Origin of the sequence: Colwellia sp. 75C3 (assembly GCF_002836255.1) — a bacterium.
Taxonomy (GTDB): Bacteria; Pseudomonadota; Gammaproteobacteria; order Enterobacterales; family Alteromonadaceae; genus Colwellia.
On sequence record NZ_PJAU01000048.1, the window covers coordinates 55,947 to 80,502 of the forward strand.

Below are 24,556 nucleotides of genomic sequence, written 5' to 3' on the forward strand. Positions count from 1 at the left end.
GTAAATTGATGGAGTAAATTAACTGAGAGATTTTTTTGAATTTTTAGAAGCAATTAAAGTAAGTTACTGTACTCAACTAATACTTGTTCACACCAAGTATCTAAACGCTCGTCGGTTAAGTTGTATTGGCTATCTTCATCTAACGATAAACCGACAAATTGGCTTTCATCACTTGTTAATGCTTTTGAAGCAATAAACTCATACCCTTGATTTGGCCAATAACCAATAACTTTTGCACCTTGCTCTGTTACTTGTTCGTGTAGCAAACCTAATGCATCTTGAAACCATTCAGTATAACCCACTTGATCGCCCATGCCATATAGGGCAATAATTTTATCCGAAAGATCTAACTGATTAATATCACTCCAAATTGACTCCCAGTCTTCTTGAAGTTCACCAAAATCCCAGGTAGAAATACCGAAAATAATAAAATCATAATCAAGGCACAGTGCTAATGGTTGATCTTTGATATTAAATATATCAACCAGATCAGCACCGATTATCGCCTGAATTTTTTCGGCAACTATCTCAGTGTAACAAGTGGTTGAACCATAAAATAAACCAATTTTCATTATGCTATATCCAATTTAAATGCGAGTACGGGTAGAATCAGCGAGATTTTAGCAAAAAGATTTATCTTTGTTTACAAGTTAATTCAATTTACTGACTATTTTAAGTTGCAAATAATCTCTCATGGCTGTAATTTCCTTGCATATAACTAGGTCTATTGTAATGAGCACGATTATTTTGCTTATTTTAATATCGATTTATTGCTATTACTTGTTAGGAAATTGTTAGGAACCATTATGTATAAAACATTATTTTTTAGCGCGGTGCTTACCACGCTCACTTTACCTTTATTTTTTCAAAGTGCAAATGCAGCAACGTCTGTTAATGTACCTGCCGCATTAGCTAAACCAGCAACTAACGATACTGCGCTTAACGTCGAAATTTTAAAAGAAAAATTTAGTCAAAGTTTAGGAATGAAGGTTGATAAAATTGAAGCTACACCTATAGCTGGTATTGCGTTAGTAGTGACAGACCAAGGCGTATTTTATGCTAGTTATGATGGCGACTTTTTGATACATGGCAAAGTGTATAGTTTAGGTGATAAGGTTATAAATTTAACCGAAAATAGTTTGGCTGAAGTGCGACTTAAGGGTTTAGAAACGTTTAAGGATGACACTATTGTTTATAAAGCTAAAAATGAAAAATATGTTGTCACCGTCTTTACCGATATTACCTGTGGCTATTGCCGTAAAATGCATGAACAAATGGATGATTACAATGCGCGCGGTATTACTTTTCGCTATTTAGCTTACCCACGTTCAGGTATAAAAGACCAAATAGGTAACTATAGTCAAGGCTTCAAAGATTTACGTTCAGTGTGGTGTAATGAAGATAACGCTCTGGCATTGACTAAAGCTAAATCAGGTAGTGGTATCGCTAATCGAATTTGTGAATCACCGATTGAAGCCCAGTTCAATTTCGGTCGTAAAGTTGGTGTAAGTGGCACACCGGCAATTATTTTATCAAATGGTACTATGATTCCAGGCTATCAGCCGCCAGAGCAATTAGAAAAGTTACTGAAAACTATTTAATCCCAATTCATTAGTGTAATAAATTATCTCTATAAAAGTACTTGCTGATTATCACCAAGTACTTTTTTTACGTTCAAAATAAGTCACTAATATCTCCTCTTATCACCAGAAAAACTGAGAACGAATAGCATGAATAAAAAAATTATTCGCCGAGCGCAAGTATCCACAAATCATTTGCCAGAGAGCTTACCTGAAATCATAAAACAAATTTATGCCAGCCGAGGTATGCAATCAGCAGAAGAACTTGAGCTTAGCGTTGCTCGTTTACAAGGTATGGTTGATGAAACAGCGCTGATGGGCATGGACAAAGCATGTCAGTTACTTCATGACGCACTCGTAAATAAAATGCGTATCATCATTGTGGGTGATTTTGATGCTGATGGCGCTACCAGTACCGCATTGATGATGATTTCATTAAGCCTATTTGGTAGTAATAATCATGACTTTATTGTACCAAACCGTTTTGAATATGGTTACGGCCTAACACCTGAAATAGTCGATCTTGCAGCACAACAAAATGCGCAAATGCTAATAACGGTAGATAACGGTATTAGTTGTATTGCGGGTGTTAAACGTGCAAAAGACTTAGGTATGCAGGTTATTGTGACTGACCATCATTTACCTGGTCATTCTTTACCTATTGCTGACGCTATTGTTAACCCTAATCAGCATGGTTGTAACTTCCCGAGTAAAGCCCTTGCAGGTGTGGGTGTCGCTTTTTACTTAATGCTGGCTTTAAGAAAATATTGCCGTGAGCATAACTACTTTGCTGAGCAGGGTATTAGTGAACCTAATATCGCACAGCTACTCGATTTAGTTGCTTTAGGTACTGTTGCCGACGTGGTTTCACTTGATGCCAATAACCGAATTTTAGTTGACCAAGGTCTAAAACGTATTCGTGCAGGTAAAACTCGACCTGGCATTCAAGCGCTTATTGAAATAGCTAATAAAAACCAGCAAAGACTTGTTGCCAGTGACTTTGGTTTTGCACTAGGTCCGCGCATTAATGCTGCAGGACGTTTAGATGATATGTCTTATGGCATTAATTGCTTATTGGCTAATGATTTATCGAGTGCTCGTGTCATGGCAGCAGAGCTTGATGATCTAAATAAAGCTCGCCGAGAAATAGAGCAGGGCATGCAACAAGAAGCAGAACGAGTACTGACATCACTCAATTTTGATGATGATAATTTACCTAATGCTATTTCACTTTTTCAAGCTGATTGGCATCAAGGTGTTATTGGTATCGTTGCTGGACGATTAAAAGAGAAATTTCATCGCCCTTGTATTGTTTTTGCTAAAGCGAAGGAAGAGGATAATGATGCCGATAATGCCGAGATTAAAGGCTCAGCGCGATCAATTCCAGGTTTGCATATTCGCGATTTACTCGAACATATTGATAGCCAAAATCCAGGGTTAATTATTAAGTTTGGTGGTCATGCGATGGCGGCAGGTTTATCGATTAAACAAAAAGATTTTGCTCTGTTTCAACAACACTTTAATACAGTGGCCGGTAAATGGTTAAAGCCTGAAGATTTAGACAGCATCATTTTGTCTGATGGTGAATTAAGTGCAGACTTACTTACCCTTGAATTTGCAGAAAAATTACGTGACGCTGGTCCATGGGGACAAAACTTTCCCGAGCCTTTATTTGACGATACCTTCACCTTAGTGCAGCAGCGAATTGTTGGTGAAAAGCATTTAAAACTTGTTGTGCAAAAAGACACTATTCATGGTCAACAAGTTTTCGATGGTATTGCCTTTAATGTTGACGTTAACGCGTGGCCTAATACACAAGCGAAACAAGTTCACCTTGCTTATCGTCTTGATGTTAATGAATTTCGTGGTAAGCGCACGGTACAGTTGATGATTGAAGATCTCCGTACAGCGTAGCTTTAAAAATAGAGAACGAAGGACATAACGATGGATCAAGCACTGGCCACTATTCCATTAAGTAAGCTCGCCATAGCTTTTATACCGGTAGTCTTTGTACTGGTATTATTAGCTTGCTGGTCGTTGCCACAAAAGCGCACCTGGCACGCATTGGTTCGCATGTTAGTGCAGTTATTACTGGTGGGTTATGTTTTAAGTTACATTTTTGAAAGTGATAATGCTTGGATTATCGGCGCCTTGTTACTTGTTATGGTGCTTTTTTCAAGTTGGATCGCTTTAAATAATATTGAATCGCCAGGGAAGTCTCTTTTTAATAGTGCCTTCTGGGCCATCTTTATCAGTAGCGTTATTGTCTTGTTGGTCATTACCCAAGGGGTGTTAAATCTTGAACCTTGGCATGAGGCAAAAACACTGGTGCCACTGGCAGGCATGGTTTTCGCTAATGGCATGAATAGCGTAAGTTTATGTGGCGAACGTTTTTTTGCTGAAATTAATCGCGGTGAAAGCTATCTAGATGCACGTAATATTGCCTTCAAAGCGTCTATGATCCCCAATGTGAATGCCTTATTTGCTGTTGGTATTGTTTCGTTACCGGGAATGATGACAGGACAAATTCTGGCTGGCGTCTCGCCCTTTATTGCAGCGCGTTATCAAATTATGGTCATGTGTATGGTCTTTGCTTCAGCAGGCTTAGCATCGGCAATATTCTTAATGCTAAATAAAAAATATAATAGGCTCATAATAAAAAATTAACACTAAGTTGTTAGCAAAAGTAAATTAATAAAGAGCAGAATGTTGTATATTTAACTTTCTAAAGTAGCCCAAAGGCCTCCAATATCCGCACTCCAATTAGTATGGTATTAATATTTTGAATTTATCGACGATTATAATTAAGTTGTTACTGGTTTTATTGCTCATGCCTACATTTGTTAGTGCATCTCAGAAAACACCCTTAGCACTAGATAAATACTTTGCTCAAACATGGGATACCCGTGACGGTTTACCCCATAATGCAATTAATGCTTTAGCTCAATCAGAAGATGGTTACCTCTGGATAGCTACTTGGGAAGGATTGGCTCGCTTTAATGGTCTAGAATTCAAAGTCTTTGTGCGAGGCTCGGCAACTGGCCTGCCAGATTCAGCAGTTAAAAGCCTGACTGCACGTGCTAATGGTGACTTATTAATAGCCGGTGCTCGTGGTGGCTTATCTGAACGAAAAAATAGGACTTGGCAACCGAGAAAGGATGCTTCTACTTTAATCAACCATGCGATTTATGATAATGAGCAAGGAATTTGGTTGGGCTTAGAAGAGAAAGGTCTTGTTTTTAGAGATAACAAAACTGAACAAGAAAATACCATCATTGCGGATGTTCGGGTCTTTAAGATTGCTCAAACCCAAGATAACACCATCTGGCTAGCGACAAGCAAAGGCTTGTATAGTGTAAAAAACAAAAACGAAGTTACCCATTATGATTCAGGTATGGGCTTACCCGATACCCCTGTTTACACTGTCATGATTACTAGGCAACAACAATTAATCGTTGGTACAGAGCGTGGCGTTTTCACCTTGGATAATAATCATTTTATTAGCCTTGAACAGAGATTAAATACCGAAGCAGTAATGAGTTTATTACAAGATAGTAATGATGATATTTGGATTGGTACCACAAACAATGGCTTATATAGACTCAGTGATAACGGTATTGAAAAACTAGATGATAATAAAGGCTTACCTAATAACCGTATAGTGTCTCTGTATGAAGATAAAGAAAACAGTATCTGGGTAGGGACTAGTGCTGGCTTATTTAGGTTGCGCGAAGCTCCCTTTATTACACTGACTTCTAAACAAGGTTTAAAGGGAGATTATGTCCGCTCGGTTTTATCTCATTCTGACAGCAGCTTGTGGGTGGGGAGTAGTAAAGGTTTAAGTCAAATTTCAGGTAATAAAATTAAGACTATTAAGCTTGGAGAACATGGAAAAAACATTTCAGTATTAAGCCTCGCGGAAGGAATAAATGGAGATGTTCTGGTAGGTTCATATACTCAAGGCGTGTTCAATGTAGTGAATAATAAGTTAGTGCCAGTTAAAGCCATCAATAATCGTTTAGATAGTAACGAGGTGAGGTCGATATTGGTTGATTCTGAGGGAAGTACTTGGGTTGGTACTACGGCAGGTATAGTTAAATTCTTTAAAACGGGTGAAGTGCAATACATCAATCAACAATCCGGGTTACCAGCAAACTTTATCATGGCACTGGCTGAAGATGATTTAGGGCAAGTTTGGATTGGTACTGGTGTTGGTGTCGCATCTTATCGTGGTGGGGTTTTGAAAACGTATCCACTAACGGATACATTTGATGCGGAATATGCTTTTGGCTTTCATATTGAGCCTGATGCAGTTTGGATGGCAACAGATAGAGGCTTATTACGTATTGATCTCGCTACTTCTAAAATCGATGGTATTACTAGAGAAAATGGCCTGCCCATAGATAAATTCTTTCAAGTTGTCGTTGATAAACTAGGTGCTTTTTGGTTAACAAGCAATCGAGGTGTTATAAAAATTGCAGGTCGGCAAATAGATAATATTTTATCGGGTAAAACTAACATCGTTGATTATCAAATTTTCAATGAAGGGTCGGGCTTACTCAGCTCCCAAGCTAACGGAGGTTCAACGCCAGCGGCGACTTTGCATAGCGATGGCACCATTTGGTTAGCTACAGCGAAAGGCGTGAGCCAAGTGAGTCAACATAGATTAAACCGAATGGCAGAGCAACAGTTACCGGTAACCATTGAACAGTTCATTGTTGATGGTAATAAGCTCTCCATATCAGAAGATAAAGATATCATCTTGCCTGCGGGGACCACTCATTTGGCTGTTTATTATGCAGGTTTAGGTTTTTTAAATTCAGAACGCATTCAATATCAAACACAATTGATAGGCTTTGATAGTGACTGGCTTGATAAACAACATCAAACCTATACTGAGTTTACCAACCTTGCTCCTGGACAATATACCTTTCAAATGCGCGCTAAATACCCTGATGGTAAGTGGCGTGAGCAAGTAGCATTGCTAACATTTAATATTGAGTATTATTATTGGCAAACCAGAGTATTTAAACTAGCAATGATTATTTTTTTTGCTCTTGTGCTTTATACCGCCTATCGATATCGGATTATCAAAATTCAACGTAACGAGGAAAGACTTGAGCAACTAATTGCCAAGCAAACGGTTGAATTAAAACAGCAAGCAAAATTATTTGCTCATCAAGCCACACATGATCAGCTAACGGGATTGCCTAACCGGCGTGCTTTTGATAACTGGTGCGAGAATGACTTTGATCAAGCCAAAGCGAGTGTAAAAGGGCTTTCACTCGCTATTATTGATATTGACTACTTTAAGCGAGTTAATGATGGTTACTCCCATATGGTTGGCGATAAGGTAATACAAGCCATCGCTGAAATTTTATCGCAGCACTTTGAACGACACAAATTAGACATAAAGTGTGCTCGTTGGGGAGGGGAAGAGTTCACCTTACTAATACCTACGAGCAAAAAACAAGCTGTTGATATTTGTGAAGAAGTACGCATAGTTGTTCAAAACTATGATTTTCATTCAATCGCTCATGGCCTGAGTATCACCATAAGTATAGGATTAATGGATAACAAAGAAGCCAGTGGATATGACAAGGTGATCACTCTAGCCGATAAAGCCTTATATTTTGCAAAACATAATGGCCGTAATCAAGTTATTGTCTACAGTCCTCAAATTAGCTCAAAAAATAGTGGGGATGAAGCATTTAGTCACAAGGAACGTAGAAATACTGAGTAGGGTGATTAGTTTGTGCTATTAATATAAAGTCACTTACTAAAGGATCTGCCACAAAGTAAAACGAAAGTATGATACTTAACGCTCTCATTCTAGTTAGTATCATCTTCGTTTTAGTCAGTAATTTTTTTGGTGTTTACCAACCACCTTTTGGGCTTAATCTTATATTCCTTCTAATTCTACGGAGGTTATATGCAAGTTTAATTATTAGCAATCTCCACACATATCTCCGATTTAGTAACGCACTATCCAACAACGACTAACAAAAGAACTAGGTTTTTTTCTTAAATATATCTTTCAATATATTGAGTCTTACTTAAGTAAATATCACCTTAAGTTAATGCTATTTTAAGCAGCAACATCTTCATGAAAAATTTATGTCTTAACCAAATAGTAAACTTAAGAAATACCTACAATTTATAGTCATTTATTTACCCCTGTAATTACGTTACAATGCGCGACTATTCGCCTTTTGCTGTTGGATGTTGGCAAAGGTTACTTATTAAATTTATTTTTGAAGATTTATGTTCGAAACAAACCCGATATTAAGTAAATTAAAAGAAATCCGTGAGCGCGCTAATATGCTTAGGGGGTACCTTTGACTACGATGTTAAAGCTGAACGTTTAGTTGAAGTTTCTCGCGAGCTAGAGCTCCCTGAAATTTGGAATGAGCCAGAACGTGCTCAAGCCCTTGGTAAAGAGCGAAGTGCTTTAGAAGAAGTCGTTAATACCATTGTTGAACTCGAAACGGGTTGTACTGACATTGAAGATTTGGTTGAACTCGCGGTAGAAGAGTCTGATCAAGAAACATTTGATGACGCCGAAGTAGAAGCTGATGCTTTAGATAAAGTATTAGAAAAATTAGAGTTTCGCCGCATGTTTTGTGGCGAACAAGATGCGAATAATGCCTATTTAGATATTCAGTCTGGCTCTGGCGGTACAGAAGCGCAAGATTGGGCCGAAATGCTAATGCGTATGTATTTGCGTTGGGGTGAAGCACACGGTTATAAAACTGAAGCGATTGAAGTCACTGATGGTGATGTTGCTGGTATTAAAGGCTGTACTATTAAATATACTGGTGAATACGCTTATGGTTGGTTACGCACTGAAACAGGTGTACATCGTTTAGTACGTAAGTCACCATTTGACTCTTCAGGTCGTCGTCATACCTCATTCGCTTCAGCCTTCATTTACCCTGAAATTGATGACAATATTGAAATTGATATCAATCCAGCAGATTTACGTATCGATACTTTTCGAGCATCTGGTGCTGGAGGTCAGCATGTAAATAAAACCGATTCAGCTATTCGTATTACTCATGAGCCCACAGGAGCTGTGGTTGCTTGTCAGGCAGATCGTTCTCAGCATAAAAATAGAGCGACAGCAATGAAGCTGCTTAAAGCTAAATTGTATGAAATGGAAATGCAAAAGCAAAATTCTGATAAACAAGTTTTAGAAGATGGTAAATCCGATATAGGGTGGGGCAGTCAAATTCGCTCTTATGTATTAGATGATAGCCGTATTAAAGATTTACGCACGGGTGTTGAAAATAGAAATACCCAAGCTGTATTAGATGGCGATTTAGATAAGTTTCTAGAAGCCAGTTTAAAGTCTGGTTTGTAATATTACACTTACAAAAACCAATTAAATTATTGAACAAATTAAAGATAACTTTGGAAATAAAATGACAGATAAAGCCACTAAAGCCAGTGATGCACCCGTAGCACAAGATGAAAATAAATTGATTGCTGAGCGCCGTGTAAAACTTGAAAAAATTCGCTCTAATTGTTCCGCTAATGGTTTTCCTAACGATTTTAATCGTGAACATTTAGCCGCTGACATCCAAGCTGAACATGGTGAAAAAACTAAAGAAGAACTTGAGGCGCTACAAGTGACTTATGCTATTGCCGGTAGAGTAATGGCTAAGCGTGGACCGTTTTTAGTAATACAAGACTCGTCTGGTCGTATTCAAGGTTATGCTGAAAAAACTGTTCAAAAAGAAATAAGAGCTAAATGGGGTTCATTAGATATTGGTGATATTGTTGGTATTAAAGGTATTTTACATAAATCAGGTAAAGGCGATCTTTACGTGAACATGGACGAGTACTCACTATTAACTAAGTCTTTACGTCCATTACCAGAAAAATTCCACGGTTTATCTGATCAAGAAACTAAATATCGTCAGCGTTACGTTGATTTAATTATCAATGAAGATACGCGTAATACCTTTAAAATCCGTTCAAAAATTGTTGCTGGCATTCGTAACTTCTTAACGCAGCGTGACTTTATGGAAGTTGAAACGCCAATGTTGCAAATCATACCGGGCGGCGCAACGGCTAAGCCTTTTATGACGCATCATAATACTTTTGATCTTGATATGTACTTACGTATTGCACCAGAGCTTAACTTAAAACGTTTAGTCGTTGGTGGTTTTGATCGTGTGTTTGAAATTAACCGTAGTTTCCGTAACGAAGGTATTTCAACGCGTCATAATCCAGAATTCACCATGATTGAATTCTATCAAGCTTACGCTGATTACCATGACTTGATGAACACTACCGAAGAAATGTTACGTACTATTGCACAAGATGTATTAGGTACTACCACTATTCGTAATACCGTTAAAAATGCTGAAGGTGAAGTAGTAGAAGAGAAATTCTACGACCTAGGTAAGCCGTTTGTACGCTTATCTATGGTTGATGCTATTTTACAATACGGTAAAGACCATCGCGCAGCAGCAAGCCTTGATGAAGCTGTATTACGTGACCCTGAAAATAATTTTGATGCAATCAAAGCCATGGCTAAAGCTGTTGGTGTTAAAGAAAACAGTGCTTCTAAAGTTTGGGGACCTGGTAAATACATTTGTGAAATCTTTGAAGAAGTGGCTGAACACTTATTAGATCAACCAACATTCATCACTGAATATCCATGGGAAGTTTCACCACTGGCACGTCGTAACGATGACAACTCATTCATAACAGATAGATTTGAATTCTTTGTTGGTGGTCGTGAACTAGCTAACGGTTTCTCTGAGCTGAACGATGCAGAAGACCAAGCTGAACGTTTCCAAAAACAAGTAGCAGAAAAAGATGCTGGCGATGATGAAGCGATGCATTATGATGCTGATTATATCAATGCGCTAGAGTACGGTTTACCACCAACGGCTGGTGAAGGCATTGGTATTGATCGTTTAGTCATGTTGTTTACTGATTCACCAACAATCAAAGACGTTATTTTATTCCCACATATGCGTCCTGAAGCTGAATAATTTTGTTGTAGTAAAATCAATGCAAAATTAATCGTACAGATACGATTAAAAAGCCCGTAGTCAGTTATATGACTACGGGTTTTTTTATTTGTGTAAGAAGGTGAAGTATTCTTTTGTGTTTTTCTCAATATTTACATGGCATTAACAATGCAGTAGTCTATTGTCGTGAAAAATAATAAAGAACTTAACGCAAGGAATAATAATGTTAACAATAAAAAATTTATCTAAAACTTATGACAATGGGGTTAAGGCGCTTGATAACGTAAACCTAGCAGTACCAAAAGGTATGTTTGGGTTACTTGGTCCTAATGGAGCAGGAAAGTCTTCATTAATGCGTACTATTGCCACGCTACAAGATGCAGACAGCGGCAGTATTGATTTTGATGGTATTGACGTACTCAATGATCCTCAAGCTTTAAGACAACGTTTAGGTTACTTACCGCAAGATTTTGGTGTTTACCCACGTATCAGCGCCTACGAACTACTTGATCATTTAGCCATATTAAAAGGCTTAAAAAATTCAGGAGAACGTAAAGAAGCCGTTGAAGGCTTGTTAGCACAAACTAACCTTTATCAGCATAGAAAAAACTCCGTCAGTGGTTTTTCTGGGGGGATGCGTCAACGCTTTGGTATTGCTCAGGCGTTATTAGGTGATCCTGACTTATTAATTGTTGATGAACCCACTGCTGGTTTAGACCCAGAAGAACGTAACCGTTTTCATAACTTACTTGTAAGTCTAGGTGAAGAAAAAGCCATTATATTATCAACGCATATTGTTGAAGATGTCACTGAGCTTTGCCCTAATATGGCGGTATTAGCCTCAGGTAAAATTGTACTTGAAGGTAATCCTATTGAGGTAACTAACCAGTTAAATGGTCAAATATGGCGTAAAGCTATTGCTCAAGCTGAGTTAAGTAGTATTGAAGAACAATACAATGTTATTTCTAAGCGTTTATTTGCTGGGCAAACCATAGTTCATGTTATGGCCGACAATGCACCATTAGGTTTTGAAGCAGCGCCAGCTAACTTAGAAGATGTTTACTTCTCAACATTGAATCAACATCGCTCAAGTACCTCTGAAATGCCAGCAGAAACATCAGCTGAAGCTTCAGAAAAAAGCAACGTTGCCTAATCGCGCTAACAAAGAATAAGGAATTACTTATGTTAATGAAAATGTTCGCTTTTGAGTGGCGTTATTTCACTAAACAACCCTCTTTTTATGTCACTAGTTTAATTTTCTTTTTACTGACTTTCTTTGCAACAGTCAGTGAAAATGTACAAATTGGTGGTGGCGGAAATGTTTTATACAACGGACCATTCTCTATTGCCCAAACACTACTGATCATGGGCTTGTTTGCCATGTTTTTAGTGGTCAATTTTGTTGCGAGTACAGCGACAAGAAACGACACCAGTAAAATGTCAGAGTTACTTTATAGTAAGCCGATCAATCCGCTAAGTTATCAATTAGGGCGATTTTTAGGCTCGTTTGCTGTTGTGGCTACGGTTTTTGCCTTTGTACCATTAGGTATACTTGTTGGCAGTGTACTGGGTGGTGTAGTCGGTTGGATTGATCCTGAACGTTTAGGGGCAACTAACTTAAGTCATTATGTTACCGCTTACTTTTACTTATCACTGCCTAGCTTATTTGTGCTGTCTTGTTTTTTTTATGCGGTCGCAATTAAGTTCCGTTCGATGATGGCGGTATACCTTTCTGCTGTGGGGTTGTTTATTCTCTACTCGATTTCAGGTCAGTTATTAAATGAGCCAGAATACCGCACAATGGCGGCATTGCTTGACCCGTTTGCATTAAATACCTTTGGCGAAGTAACACGTTATTGGACCATGTTTGATAAGAATAATAGCCCGATTGAGTTGAGTGGTATTTTACTTGAAAACCGCTTACTTTGGCTTGGTGTTTCGGTTGCCATCATGGCACTTTTTGGCGGTTTTCGATCTAAAGTGCGTTTAAACCAAGGACAAGTAAAAAAACAAAGCAAAAAAGTACTTAAAAAAGCTGAAGAGCAATTAGCGTTACAAACAGAAAACATACCTCTGTTATTAAATAATAATATTTCAACCAAAAGTGCTGGCGTACAAACATCAGCGCATATCCGTTTGAGAATTTTGTTTGAAATAAAACAAGTCGTCTTTAGTGCACCATTTTTAGTGTTAGCCGTGTTGACTATTTTTATGCTTGTTGCACCACTTGTGGATCCTCAAGGTATGTTTGGTACCCCTAATTGGCCACTAACGCAGAATATGGTTGAGCTTATAGCAGGTTCAACAGGCTTATTAATGATGATAGTACTCGCATATTACAGTGCTGAAATTGTCTGGCGCGAGCGTAATTCAGGCATGGGCGACATTGTTGACTCTATGCCAGTAAATAATATTACTTTTTGGCTATCAAAAGTTATCGCAATAAGTTTGGTATTAGTGCTTCTATATGTTTGTGGTGTAGCGGTTACTGTTATTAATCAATGGTTACTCGGTTATAACAACATTGACCTATCACAATACGTTGTTCGTTTAGGGTACTTAGGTTTAGTGCCATTAATTTTTACAGCCGTTTTCGCCTTTTTCTTACAAGTTATTAGCCCAAATAAATATATCGGCATGATGTTATTTGTACTCTTTCTCATTAGTTCATTGACGTTAAGTAATTTTGGTTTTAGCCATAATATGTTTCAGTTTGCTAATGCACCACAAGTGCCTTATTCAGATATTAATGGCTATGGCAGCTTTTTAGAAAGTAACCATTGGTATATGCTTTATTGGGGCGGATTAACCTTGGTGCTGGCTAGTTTAACCTATGCTCTTTGGCACAGAGGTCCAGCACAAAAACTTAAAACACGTTTAAGTAGAGTGAGCTATTACCTTGCTACACCAGGTAAAGTAACCATAGCGTTAGGTTTAGTGTTGTTTATCGGCGCGGGTAGCGTTATTCATTATAATACCCGCGTTGTGAATGAATATGTGATTAGTGACGATCGTGAAGATTTGCAAGCGGCTTATGAGAAAAAGTATGTTGCACAGCTTAATGCGACTATTCCAACAATCACTAAAACTCACGCTAAAGTAGATATTTACCCTAAAGAAAGGCGTATTGAGGCGATAGCTGAATTAACGTTAACCAATACTTCAAGCCAAGCAATTGAAAAGTTTCTAGTTTCGAAACCTGAGCATACACAGCAATGGAGTGTTGAAATCGATGGCGGTAAAGTAGGTGAAGTAGATACTAAATTCAATACCGCATGGTTTGTCTTTGATAAACCTTTACAGCCAGGCGAAATACGTCAAGGTAGGCTAACGGCAACACGTGATAACAACGGCTTTACCGACGGTAATAATGATTTCAGCCTAGTAAAAAATGGTACTTTTATTAATAACTTTGCGTTGTTTCCTGCATTTGGCTATCAATCAGGTTATCAACTCAGTGATCGGCATGACCGCAGGAACCACGATTTAGAACCGTTACAACGTGCAAATAAACTTGAAGATAAACGTTTTTATAATGAAAGTTTTTTTGGCAACGGTGTAGGTTTTATTGATTTTGAAGCGACAATCTCTACCTCCAAAGAGCAGTTTGCTATTGCGCCAGGTTATTTGCAATCAGAAAAAACAGAAGGTGATCGTAAAATATATCACTATAAAATGAACGCTCCGATGGTTAATTTTTATTCTGTGATGTCTGCCAAACTAGCGAATAAAAAAGAACAATATAAAGGCATTGATATTGAGGTCTATTATCACGAAACTCACGGGATGAATGTTGACCGTATGATAGAGTCAGTGAAAGATTCTATCGATTATTTTACGGAAAACTTTGGTCCGTACCAACACAAACAAATGCGTATTATTGAGTTTCCTGGTTACCGTAGTTTTGCACAAAGTTTTGCTAATACCGTGCCATATTCGGAAAAAATAGGCTTTATTAGTGACGTGCGTGATCCTGAGAATATTGATCCTGCATATTATGTAACCGCTCATGAAGTTGCTCATCAATGGTGGGGTCATCAAGTAGGTGCTGCTAACGTACAAGGTAGCGCTATTATTTCTGAAAGTCTTTCGCAATATAGCGCGTTGATGGTTATGGAGAAAAAATACGGAAAAGAAAAGATCCGTAAATTTTTGAAATACGAATTAGATCGATATTTGCGCGGACGTAGCGTTGAGTCTATTGAAGAAATGCCGCTTTTCCGTAGTGAAAATCAGCAATATATTCATTACCGAAAAGGCTCTGTTGTGATGATGGCGCTTAAGGATCGTTTTGGCGAGGCAAGAGTTAATGCCTCTTTGCAGCGTTTCTTAGAAGACTTTAAATATCAAAGTACGCCTTACCCAACCACGTTAGATTTAATGGCTTATATTACCCATGATGCAACAGAAGAAGAAAAGTCTTTTGTTAGTAATATGTTTGAGCACATTAGTTTATATGACCTCAAGACAACCGATGTAAAAATTGCTGCTGTTGAAGGTATGGATGACTTTTATGATGTAACACTGACCATAGATGCCGCATTGAAAAGAGCTGATGGTCAAGGTAAAGAAACTGAAGTTGAATTTGTTGACTCAATCGATATTGGTTTATTTAGTGCCGATCCTGAAGATCTTTCAGCGAAGGACTTTGTTTTATACTTAGCCAAACATAAAATAAAAACGGGTACTAATGAGGTGACTATTCGAGTTCAAGGCAAACCTACTTTTGCTGGCGTAGATCCTTTTGTTAAATATATTGACCGAGACAGTGCCGATAATATTTATCGTTTATAACAAATAATGGTCAGCTAAACATAAAGTTAACTGATTATAGTGTTAAAACATGTAAAGCCTTGTGTAAAACTCTGTACAGAGAGCGATACACAAGGCTTTTTTCTTTATTTAACCCCTAACTCTATTTTTCTTAGCCGTAATTGCGTAGATTAGTGCTCTCGTAGCAATATGAGTCATTATAAAAATAATATTATCCTTGAGAAATAATCTGAACGGATAATTTTCAGACAGAATGCAAGAAAGTGAGGAAGTAAATGGGTGTTTCAAGAGGCGGCTTTAGTTCGCGTTTCGGTTTTATCATGGCAGCGGCAGGTTCGGCTGTTGGTCTGGGAAATATTTGGGGCTTTCCAACCCAAACAGCAAGTAATGGTGGTGCTGCTTTCGTTCTAGTCTATCTAGTATTAGCATTTTCTTTAGCTTACCCAGCTTTTATGGCAGAGCTGTTAATTGGTCGATATGGTCAGGCAAATGCGGTTAGTAGTATGCAAAAAATTGCCCGCAATACTTGGCAAAAGCGCTTTGGTTTTGTGGTCGGCTTTGGCGGTATTATTTGTGCTGCACTCATTCTAAGTTTTTATGGCATTATTGCAGGTTGGATGATGTCTTATGCTCTTGAACCTTTAGCAAGGCTTGGTGGATTAACTGGCGTAGCTGACTGGTTGATAAACCACTCGTTGATTCGCAATATTCTCTTTACAGCACTCTTTATGGGGCTAACCATCTTTATCATTCGTCGTGGTGTTGAACAAGGCATTGAAAAGTGGTCAAAACGTCTTATGCCTATGTTAATAGGTTTGCTTATTCTCTTAATCATTTACGTCTTTACACTTGAGGGAGCCAGAGAAGGTTTTAATGCCTATTTAAATCCTGATATTTCTCGCATCCTGGAGCCAGACCTTTTAATTAGTGCCTTAGGACAAGCGTTTTTCTCTTTGTCATTGGGTACCAGTGTCATGATTATTTACGGCTCTTATATTGCCAAGAAAGAAAATTTGGTCACACTTGGCGCACAAGTAACCTTAATTGATGTCTCTATTGCCTTTTTAGCTGGCTTATTAATTATTCCATCTATGTATGTTGCACAAGCGCAAGGTGTTGCAATATTTGCAGAAGATGGCAGCCTTATTTCAGGCTCCAATTTAGTATTTACCGTATTGCCGGCGTTATTCTCGGGTATGGGCTTTGTTGGTTTGTTTGTCGCTTTTGGCTTCTTTGTTTTGATGTCGATAGCAGCATTAACTTCTTCTATCTCTATGCTAGAAGGTCCAGTATCTTTTGCGGTAGAACGTCACGATATACCACGAGAAAAAGCAACAACCCTAATCGGTTTAGGCATTTTAGTGTTGAGTATTATTATTGTTGTTAATTTGGAGTGGATGTTAGATTTTGTCGCCATTTTATCTACACAATATGGTCAGCCAATTATAGCTATGCTGTGTTGTGTATTCGCTGGGTGGATATGGCATAGAAGTGATATTTTAGCTGAGATTAAACAAGGCAACGAAGAGGTTGAACATAGCCTCTTTTGGAAGATTTGGCCTTGGTATACTAAGTTTGTTTGTCCAACAGCTATCGCCTTAGTATTCTGGCACTCTCTCTAACGACACCTGTTTGAAGTTTATTCGGCCTGCTAAGCAGGTGCAGCCGTATGTTCGTGTAGCAGACCACACGTCACATACTCTGTCTTGTATAAACACCAAACAGATAGTCGTTAACCTATTTGTTAAGGTTAAACTCTATAGCTGTAATGTTTGAAGGTATACAGCTTTAAAACCTTAAAGTATTTATTTAAAGCCTTGGCCAATTTAACTGCCAAGGCTTTTTTATTGCCAAAAATTGTTCATTCACTTGTGGGTCTAGGTAAAATTCACCATCTGTCGGCAGCGAAGTAAACTCGAAAAGTTCGCCTAAATAAGTAAACTTGAGTGCATAGGCGTGCAGGTAACCTCGGTCTGCTTGTGATGTACTGTAATACAATGAGTCACCAACAATAGGCGCGCCTATACTCGCCAGTGCTACACGTAATTGATGAGTTTTACCTGAATGAGGTTTAAGCAGATATAAACGCTGCTTATTCGGAATACTATATGAGAAAAACTGCGTAATAGCGGGGTTTTCCATCGTCCTTAATAGCTTGAACATGCCACGACGGCTTTTACCCATATCACCTTTAATAAGTCCCTGTTTTTTAATTGGCTTTTTATCGCTGATGGCAAGGTAATATTTATCAATGTCGTGATCATTAAATAGCTGACCAAAGATTTGTGCGCAAGCTAAGGTTTTGGCAAAGATGACTAATCCCGATGTCATTTTATCTAATCGATGCACAGGGTATAACTCTACATTATCATCATGGTTTTGATTCTGTTTCTTGACTTGGTTCTTTACCTGCGAAAAAAGCCCTGAGCCAATGTCACCTTCGTCATGAAAGTTCACGCCTGCTACTTTATCAACAACAATAAAATCAGGATGTTCTGCAATAATTTTATACATTTAAATTAACCGAGTAGTCTTTATGTTTGCTATGATAATTCAAACTTTTACCTTTTACTCTTTTTACCGGATGTTATTTTGCGACAATCTCCTCAGAGCCGCTTTTCGGCACAAATAATAAATAAATTTAGAATCACTGCGATAGCCGCTAGTACGGCATTATTATTTGCTTGTAGTAGTCAAGAAACAGCACAATTACCTCTCGGGGTAAGTTTGGTTGAAACGGTTACTGCCCAGCAAGATACACTTAACATTCCTTTTAAAAAGTATAAGTTAGCCAATGGTTTAACGGTGATTTTGCATCAAGATAACTCAGACCCTTTAGTGCATGTTGATGTTACTTACCATGTAGGCTCAGCCCGAGAGCAGTTAGGTAAATCAGGTTTTGCGCATTTCTTTGAGCATATGATGTTTCAAGGTTCTCAAAATGTTGCTGATGAACAGCACTTTAAAGTTGTTACCCAAAGTGGCGGCGACTTAAACGGTACCACTAATTCAGATCGCACTAACTACTTTGAAACGGTACCTAAAAACCAGTTAGAGAAGATGTTGTGGCTTGAGTCTGACCGTATGGGCTTTTTATTAGAAGCTATTACGCCAGAAAAATTTGAGATACAACGTGCCACGGTTAAAAACGAACGAGGTCAAAATGTTGATAATCGACCTTATGGGCGATTAAATGAAACCGTTAGCCAAATGATTTTTCCACGTGAGCATCCTTATTCATGGCCTGTTATTGGTTATTTATCAGATCTTGACCGAGGTACAGTCACTGATTTAAAAGAGTTCTTCTCTCGTTGGTATGGTCCAAATAATGCGGTAGTCACTATTGGTGGTGATATTGATGAAGCACAAACGTTAGCTTGGGTTAATAAATACTTTGGTAAATTAAATGCTGGGCCAGCTGTAGAAAGTATGGCTAAAACATCCGTGAGCCTTGAAGATAATCGTTACTACTCTTTTAGCGATAATGTATCACTACCCCTGTTATATATTAGTTTTCCAACGGTTTATGGTATGCATGAAGATGAACCGGCTTTAGACGTTCTTGCGAATATTTTGGGTAGTGGACCAACCTCATTACTTTATAAGAATCTTGTTAAATCAGGTGTCGCTGTTCAAGCCGGTGCTAGTCACCCTTGTCGAGAATTAGCGTGCCAAATGAGCTTTTATGCGCTGCCAAACCCACAGCAAGGTTTATCTTTAGCAAAAATAGAAAAAGTGATTAATGATACGTTAACTGAATTTGAGCAGCGTGGTGTTAACGACGAAGACTTATTAAAAACTAAAGTGGGCATTGAAACAGGTACAATTTATGGCCTGCAAAGTGTTTCAGGTAAAGTGTCTAACTTAGCGCATTATCAAACAATGTTAGGCGATGCTAATTACACTGAGCAGCAAGTCGCTCGTTATAATAACGTGACCAAAGCCGATGTTATGCGTGTATTCAAACAATATATTCAAGGTAAAGGTGCCGCGGTATTATCGATAGTGCCACAGGGTCAAGAAGCTTTGATTGCGAAAGCAAATAACTTTGCTTTACCTGATGTGAGTAAGCCAGCAGAACTAGCCCAACTTAATACACCTATTATGAAGAATAGCAGTGATTTTGATCGCAGTATTATGCCTAGCTCTACGGCTAATCCACAAATTACTGTACCTAGTTTATGGCGTGAAAAGTTTGATAACGGCATTAATATCATTGCCACTAAAAATAGTGAGACACCAACCGTAAGCTTGCTATTAAGCATTGATGGTGGTGTATTGCTTGATTCAGTTGATAAAGCCGGCTTAGCGAGTTTAACCGCAAGTTTGATGAATGAAGGAACCACGATACACAGTAAAGAAGAGTTATCTAATGAGTTGGCCATACTTGGCAGTAATATATCTATTGGCGCAGGTGGACGTAATACTTACATTAAAGTGAGTAGCTTAGTAAAAAATCTTGATGCAACGTTAGCATTGATGAATGAGATGATGTTTAAACCTAAATTTGCCCAAGATGATTTTGATCGTGTTAAAAATCAGTTGATTCAAGGTTTAGAGCAAGGTAATAAAGATGCTAGCACCTTAGCAAGTAACGCCTTAAAGCAAGTGACTTACGGTAAAGATAATCGTTTTGGTTTGCCAGATAGCGGCACCATTGCTACGGTATCTGCGATAACGCTAGATGACGTTAAAGCTTTTTATCAAGCATACTTCTCGCCAGCTAAAGCAAGCCTAGTTGTGGTTGGTGATATTGAAAAGGAGGATTTTCTGACAAAACTATGGCCATTAAAAGCATGGAAAGGTAATGACTACGCAATCAATGGCGATTATGAGTTCCCTGAGGTTACACCGAACAAGCTGTACTTTGTTGATTTACCTAACGCTAGCCAATCGGTGATTAAACTATCTCGTAGAGCGATGACTTATGATGCTACCGGTAAACACTTTAAAGCGACTTTAATGAATTACCCGTTAGGCAGTGCTTTTAATAGTCGAATCAATTTAAATCTACGTGAAGATAAAGGTTATACCTATGGCGCATCAAGCTACTTTTCTGCAGGTAAAACGTTAGGTCGCTTTAGTGCTGGCGCTAGTGTTAAAAAAGATCATACATATGATGCAATGATTGAAATCGAAGCAGAGCTTAAAAACTACCAGCAACATGGTTTAACCGCAGATGAAGTCACATTTATGCGCCAAGCTATTTCACAAAATGAAGCGTTAAGCTTTGAAACGCCAAGTCAAAAAAGTGGCTTCTTAAGACAGTTATTACAGTTTAATCTGCCGGTTAATTATGGTGAAGAACAGAGTAATATAATTCATAACATAACTCTTAAGCAGTTAAATGCTATTGCGGCAAAAGAATTATCAAAACCTATGCAATGGATTGTTGTTGGCGACGGTCAAGTAGTTAGACCACAATTACAAAAGCTTGATATCGAAGTAGTAGACCTCGAACTAGCTAAATAAACTATTTAGTAAATAAAAATAGTTAAGTATTGAAAAGTACCACCAGACCCCTTATTTATATGATTATCAATAAGGGGTTTTTTGCTCGTATCCCTTACTAGCTAAATACTAAATTAAGCTAATAGTTAGCCTGATTAGTATATATAGGAATTATTTTGACACTCTCATTAACAGATTATATTGGCGCTTTTAGCCAAAGTGAAAATTTGGCTGCTGTTGCAGGTATTGGACGCGGTATAGAGCGAGAAGCATTGCGAATACTGCCAGAAGGAAAACTATCTGAGCATGGTCATTATCAACAGCTTGGTTCAGCCCTTACTCACGGACAGATAACAACAGATTATTCTGAAACCTTGCTTGAATTCATCACTCCGGTTAGCCATTCACCAGAGCAAGCTATTGCCCAACTTCAAGATATTCAAAAATATACCTTTGCAAATATTGAAGGGGAACTATTGTGGCCAATGAGTATGCCTTGCTTTGTTAATGATGCTGAGAAGATACCGTTAGCACAATATGGTAGCTCTAATATAGGTAAAATGAAGACCGTATATCGCCAAGGTCTGAAAAACCGATATGGCTCGATGATGCAAGTTATCTCAGGCATACATTTTAACTTTTCATTCTCGCAAGATTTTTGGCAGGTTCAGCAAAACTTACATCAGTCATCAGGTGAAAAATCATTACCTCTAGATGAATTCATCTCTGAACGTTATTTTTCCATTTTAAGAAATTACAAACGCTTTTGTTGGTTAATACCTTATTTATACGGTAGCTCCCCAGCAATATGTGGATCTTTTTTGCAAGGTCAAGAGCATAAGTTACCTTTTAAAAAATCACCTTCTGGTGCACTTTTCCTTGAGCATGCCACCTCGTTACGCATGAGTGATTTAGGTTATACCAGCTCTGAGCAATCAGCATTGAAAATTTGTTACAACAATTTGGCTGATTATGTTGATGGCGTACAACAAGCTATAAAATTAAAATCTAAGGATTTTTCTGGTATTGGTGTCAAGGTCAACGGTCAATACCAACAGCTTAACGACAACGTACTACAAATTGAAAATGAGCTGTATGCACCTATTCGTCCTAAACGAGTAGCAAAACCAGGTGAAAAGCCTTCAGTTGCTCTAGGAGAGCGCGGTGTTGAATACATTGAAGTAAGAGCCCTCGATGTAAATCCGTTTTCAGATACCGGTATTAGCCTTGAGCAAGTTCACTTTTTAGATATATTTATAACTTTTTGTGCTTTTGTCGATAATAAAGAGTTTGATTGTACACGCCAAACATTGCATGAACAGAATATGGATGCAGTGGTTTTACGTGGTCGTGATCCTGAGTTATTACTTAGTGATGCGAATTGTTGTGGTGAAGTTAAGCTTAAATCGGTTCCTGAGTGGGGCAATGAATTATTCGAGCAGATGCAACAAGTTGCAGAGCTTTTAGATAAGGCATACCAAACGAGTAAATATAGCGATGCTATTGTTCGTGAACAAGCCAAGATAAATGACGCTAGTTTAACGCCTTCAGCGCAACTATTATCAATTATTCAAGAGCAATCTTTATCGCAGTTTGCTTTAGATAAAGCGAGTGAATATCAACGAGAAGCGAAAGCACGTGATTATCAGTTTTACAGTCAAGAATTTTTTGATGAAAGCGTACCAGCCTCTCATAAAGCGCAAACGGATATTGAAGCAAGTGACAAACTAAACTTTGATGATTTTCTGTCCGATTATTTTGCCTAAACAAAAGGGCATTTTAATCATAAAAATAGAAAAACAACTATAAAAAAAGCGCGTCAAGATGACGCGCCGTTATTTAAGTAAACAAGTCTTAAATTAAATGAAAGCAATCCAGGGAGGAATGTCTCAATTATTAAGACGTGGTAATAGCAGATAAGTTCATTTTATTTACAATATCTTCATTCATCACATCTTCCCCTACTAAACTTATCCATCATACATTTCGTTCTCTAAGCTATCTTTCTTTTCAAAACATACGCTTCTAAGTTTTAATTGAACACATAGCTGTTCTATATCTTTGCCGAATTTTAGACAAAAAAAGCGCCCAACTAAATTTAGAGAGCGCATAAAACATGAGACGTCACTAATAAGAGTGGAATAACATAGCTGTTCTAGATCTTTGTCGAATTTTAGACAAAAAAAAGCGCCCAACTAAATTTAGATAGGTCATAAAGCATGAGACGTCACTAATAAGAGTGGGATAACATAGCTGTTCTATATCTTTGTCTAATTTCAGACAAAAAAAAGCGCCCAACTAAATTTAGAGAGCGCATAAAACATGAAACACTAAGGGAATAACATAACTATTAAGTAAGAGTGTTGTTTTGAGGTTTAGTTCAAATTATTTAAAACTTTTGTCTTAATGTTGTTTACCAAGCCTTAGTGACGTTATTGTAAAAATATAAGTTAACGAATTTCAGACAAAAAAAAGCGCTCAACTAAATTTAGAGGGCGCATAAAACATGAAACACTGAGGGAATAACATAACTATTAAGTAAGAGTGTTGTTTTGAGGTTTAGTTCAAATTATTTAATGTTTATTTCTCCGACGTCATATCAGAAAATTAAAATATCCGGTATCGAATTTTAGGCAAAAAAAAGCGCCAACTAAATTTAGAGGGCGCATATAATATGAAACACAAGGGGAATAACATAACTATTAAGTAAGAGTGTTGTTTTGATGTTTAGTTCAACTTGTTTTAATTTTTATTTCTCAGGCGCATAACCGGAAATATAAAATATCCTTTATGGAATTTCAGGCAAAAAAAAGCGCCCAACTAAATTTAGAGAGCGCATAAAACATGAAACACTAAGGGAATAACATAACTATTAAATAAGAGTACTATTGTGTAGTTTAGTTCAAATTAATTTAAATATTTCTAAATAAAATTAAAACTAATAATTTATTAGCAAAAACTGTATTAATTAACGCTTTCTGTCATTATAAATAACAAATTATAATAACCGTTATTTGTTTATGCCTTCATGTAAAACTGCATTGTTAACAGCAGCGAGTGTAATATTACTTGCTAGTTGTGCAACCCCCCCACCGAAAAATCCTGAGAATATATGTGAAATATTTCGCGAACATCGTGATTGGTATTTTGCGGCTAAAGAAGTTCGTGAACGTTGGGGCGTACCTATTCATGTTCCAATGAGTATGATGTATCAAGAAAGTTCTTTTCGTCATGATGCAACACCTCCAATGGACTATCTATTCGGTTTTATTCCTTGGGGAAGAGTAAGTACAGCCTATGGTTATTCACAAGCGAAAACGATGACTTGGAAGGACTATATTAAGGAAACAGGGAATTCAGGTGCAGATCGCGATGATTTTGATGACGCAATAGACTTCATGGGTTGGTTTATTTTTAAAACCCAAAAAGTTAATGGTGTCTCAAAATGGGACACCTATAGCCAATACCTAAATTATCATGAGGGTTGGGGCGGCTTTAAGCGCAAAAGCTACAAGAAAAAACCATGGTTAGTTAAAGTTTCCAGGAAAGTTGATAATCGTGCACGACGTTATAGTAGTCAGTTAAAGAGCTGTGAAAAAGATCTCGATCATGGTTGGTTGTGGCGTCTATTTTTTGGCTAACCAGTGAAAATCGAAATGGCAGTATTTAACCAGTTAACTTCTGTGTTTAATAATGCTACAAAAGCATAACGCTTGCCAATATGTTCTTTTTACAATAAAAAATCACCGAGCCTAGCTGCGATAA

Annotated in this window: 14 protein-coding genes; 12 read left to right on the plus strand and 2 right to left on the minus strand. The window is 37.8% G+C overall.

Features of this window, described 5'->3' with window-relative positions; all coding sequences use genetic code 11:
• Positions 1-53: 53 nt before the first annotated feature.
• Positions 54-572, minus strand: coding sequence for a flavodoxin FldB (fldB, locus tag CXF85_RS10625; RefSeq protein ID WP_101228509.1), 519 nt, complete (start codon positions 570-572; stop codon positions 54-56).
• 234 nt (positions 573-806) lie between these two features.
• Between fldB and dsbC the strand changes: the two genes are divergently transcribed.
• The 9 genes from dsbC to CXF85_RS10670 all read left to right on the plus strand — a co-directional run bounded on the left by dsbC (position 807) and on the right by CXF85_RS10670 (position 16,962).
• Positions 807-1,601: a bifunctional protein-disulfide isomerase/oxidoreductase DsbC gene (gene dsbC / locus CXF85_RS10630; RefSeq protein WP_101228510.1), complete on the plus strand. Its 795-nt coding sequence runs from the start codon at positions 807-809 to the stop codon at positions 1,599-1,601.
• Between the two features lie 129 nt (positions 1,602-1,730).
• On the plus strand, positions 1,731-3,494 hold the full coding sequence (gene recJ, locus CXF85_RS10635) for a single-stranded-DNA-specific exonuclease RecJ (RefSeq protein ID WP_101228511.1): 1,764 nt from the start codon (positions 1,731-1,733) through the stop codon (positions 3,492-3,494).
• Positions 3,495-3,524: 30 nt separating this feature from the next.
• Positions 3,525-4,247, plus strand: a complete 723-nt coding sequence (locus CXF85_RS10640; protein ID WP_101228512.1) for an ABC transporter permease — start codon at positions 3,525-3,527, stop codon at positions 4,245-4,247.
• Between the two features lie 163 nt (positions 4,248-4,410).
• Entirely contained in the window at positions 4,411-7,323 is a 2,913-nt protein-coding gene (locus CXF85_RS10645) for a ligand-binding sensor domain-containing protein (RefSeq protein WP_157829076.1), read from the plus strand.
• Between the two features lie 521 nt (positions 7,324-7,844).
• Positions 7,845-8,943, plus strand: a protein-coding gene (gene prfB / locus CXF85_RS10650; protein WP_101228514.1) for a peptide chain release factor 2 whose coding sequence is annotated in 2 segments (ribosomal slippage) — positions 7,845-7,919 and positions 7,921-8,943 — 1,098 coding nt in all. Because the reading frame shifts where the segments join, the coding sequence is not laid out codon by codon here.
• Between the two features lie 61 nt (positions 8,944-9,004).
• Positions 9,005-10,588 carry a lysine--tRNA ligase gene (gene lysS / locus CXF85_RS10655; RefSeq protein WP_101228515.1) on the plus strand — a complete coding sequence of 528 codons (1,584 nt, stop codon included), beginning with the start codon at positions 9,005-9,007 and terminating at the stop codon, positions 10,586-10,588.
• A 202-nt stretch (positions 10,589-10,790) separates the two neighbouring features.
• Positions 10,791-11,720 (plus strand): ABC transporter ATP-binding protein, encoded by a 930-nt coding sequence (locus CXF85_RS10660; protein ID WP_101228516.1) that lies wholly within the window; start codon positions 10,791-10,793, stop codon positions 11,718-11,720.
• A 29-nt stretch (positions 11,721-11,749) separates the two neighbouring features.
• Positions 11,750-15,361, plus strand: coding sequence for an ABC transporter permease/M1 family aminopeptidase (locus CXF85_RS10665; RefSeq protein ID WP_101228517.1), 3,612 nt, complete (start codon positions 11,750-11,752; stop codon positions 15,359-15,361).
• 254 nt (positions 15,362-15,615) lie between these two features.
• Positions 15,616-16,962, plus strand: coding sequence for a sodium-dependent transporter (locus CXF85_RS10670; protein ID WP_101228518.1), 1,347 nt, complete (start codon positions 15,616-15,618; stop codon positions 16,960-16,962).
• A gap of 187 nt (positions 16,963-17,149) precedes the next feature.
• Here CXF85_RS10670 and CXF85_RS10675 read toward each other — a convergent pair whose 3' ends face one another.
• On the minus strand, positions 17,150-17,854 hold the full coding sequence (locus tag CXF85_RS10675; protein ID WP_101228519.1) for a TIGR01621 family pseudouridine synthase: 705 nt from the start codon (positions 17,852-17,854) through the stop codon (positions 17,150-17,152).
• Between the two features lie 78 nt (positions 17,855-17,932).
• Between CXF85_RS10675 and CXF85_RS10680 the strand changes: the two genes are divergently transcribed.
• The 3 genes from CXF85_RS10680 (at position 17,933) to CXF85_RS10690 (ending at position 24,432) form a co-directional block, all read left to right on the plus strand.
• The gene (locus CXF85_RS10680) at positions 17,933-20,812 is read left to right on the plus strand and encodes a M16 family metallopeptidase (RefSeq protein ID WP_101228520.1); all 2,880 of its coding nucleotides are present in this window, start codon (positions 17,933-17,935) and stop codon (positions 20,810-20,812) included.
• Positions 20,813-20,967: 155 nt separating this feature from the next.
• A complete protein-coding gene (gene gshA / locus CXF85_RS10685) occupies positions 20,968-22,557 on the plus strand; it encodes a glutamate--cysteine ligase (protein ID WP_101228521.1) in 1,590 nt (529 codons plus the stop codon).
• Between the two features lie 1,254 nt (positions 22,558-23,811).
• Positions 23,812-24,432 (plus strand): transglycosylase SLT domain-containing protein, encoded by a 621-nt coding sequence (locus CXF85_RS10690; RefSeq protein WP_101228522.1) that lies wholly within the window; start codon positions 23,812-23,814, stop codon positions 24,430-24,432.
• Positions 24,433-24,556: the final 124 nt, after the last annotated feature.

Excerpts from the sequence above, each read along its gene's own strand:
- CXF85_RS10690 (WP_101228522.1), top strand. The coding sequence starts at position 23,812 with ATGCCTTCATGTAAAACTGCATTGTTAACAGCAGCGAGTGTAATATTA.
- dsbC (WP_101228510.1), top strand. The coding sequence starts at position 807 with ATGTATAAAACATTATTTTTTAGCGCGGTGCTTACCACGCTCACTTTA.
- recJ (WP_101228511.1), top strand. The coding sequence starts at position 1,731 with ATGAATAAAAAAATTATTCGCCGAGCGCAAGTATCCACAAATCATTTG.
- CXF85_RS10665 (WP_101228517.1), top strand. The coding sequence starts at position 11,750 with ATGTTAATGAAAATGTTCGCTTTTGAGTGGCGTTATTTCACTAAACAA.
- CXF85_RS10645 (WP_157829076.1), top strand. The coding sequence starts at position 4,411 with ATGCCTACATTTGTTAGTGCATCTCAGAAAACACCCTTAGCACTAGAT.
- CXF85_RS10660 (WP_101228516.1), top strand. The coding sequence starts at position 10,791 with ATGTTAACAATAAAAAATTTATCTAAAACTTATGACAATGGGGTTAAG.
- lysS (WP_101228515.1), top strand. The coding sequence starts at position 9,005 with ATGACAGATAAAGCCACTAAAGCCAGTGATGCACCCGTAGCACAAGAT.
- fldB (WP_101228509.1), bottom strand. The coding sequence starts at position 572 with ATGAAAATTGGTTTATTTTATGGTTCAACCACTTGTTACACTGAGATA.
- CXF85_RS10670 (WP_101228518.1), top strand. The coding sequence starts at position 15,616 with ATGGGTGTTTCAAGAGGCGGCTTTAGTTCGCGTTTCGGTTTTATCATG.
- CXF85_RS10640 (WP_101228512.1), top strand. The coding sequence starts at position 3,525 with ATGGATCAAGCACTGGCCACTATTCCATTAAGTAAGCTCGCCATAGCT.
- CXF85_RS10675 (WP_101228519.1), bottom strand. The coding sequence starts at position 17,854 with ATGTATAAAATTATTGCAGAACATCCTGATTTTATTGTTGTTGATAAA.